The organism is Planctomonas deserti, from assembly GCF_003067705.1.
Lineage (GTDB): Bacteria > Actinomycetota > Actinomycetes > Actinomycetales > Microbacteriaceae > Planctomonas > Planctomonas deserti.
This window is the reverse complement of sequence record NZ_QANL01000211.1, coordinates 1-519: the sequence shown is the minus strand read 5'-3', so window position 1 is coordinate 519 and position 519 is coordinate 1. Positions and strand designations below refer to the sequence as shown.

Genomic DNA, 519 nt, shown 5'->3' with positions numbered 1-519 from the left:
AAATACGAGCCGTTATCATTTAAGGGTGGTGTCTGGTCCTGAGCGGGGCCGGTGCCGGGTGGGGCGCGCAGGTGCGCCCGCCCATCCTTTCCTGTTACGGCTGGTGTTCCATGCATGCACGTCCCGTCGTCCCCGGCTTGCCGGCGCTGGTGTTGGCGGCCCTGATCGGCACCATGGCGATGATGTCCTTCGTCGCTGTGATCGGCCCGGTGGTCCGCATGCTCGGCCTGTCCGAGTGGCATGCCGGCCTGTCGGTCACTGCCGCAGGCGTGTTGTGGATGCTGGCCGCGCGCCCCTGGGGCCAGCTCAGCGACCGCATCGGCCGCAAGCGCGTGCTGATGCTGGCGATGAGTGCCTACACCGTGGTCTACATCGCGCTGGCGGTGTTCATCGACATTGCCTTGCAGGCGGTGCCGCCGGTACTGGTGTCAGTGCTGGTGCTGGTCGGCGCGCGTGGCCTGATCGGCCTGTTCTATGCGGCGGTGCCTCCTACCGCAGCCGCGCTCATCGCCGACAAGG

The 519-nt window shown here is 67.4% G+C and carries 1 protein-coding gene; it reads left to right on the top strand.

Translation table 11 applies throughout. The features are described from left to right. Window positions 1-110: 110 nt before the first annotated feature. Window positions 111-519: MFS transporter (locus DAI20_RS20320; RefSeq protein ID WP_159085177.1), on the top strand; the 409-nt coding region annotated here is incomplete at its 3' end.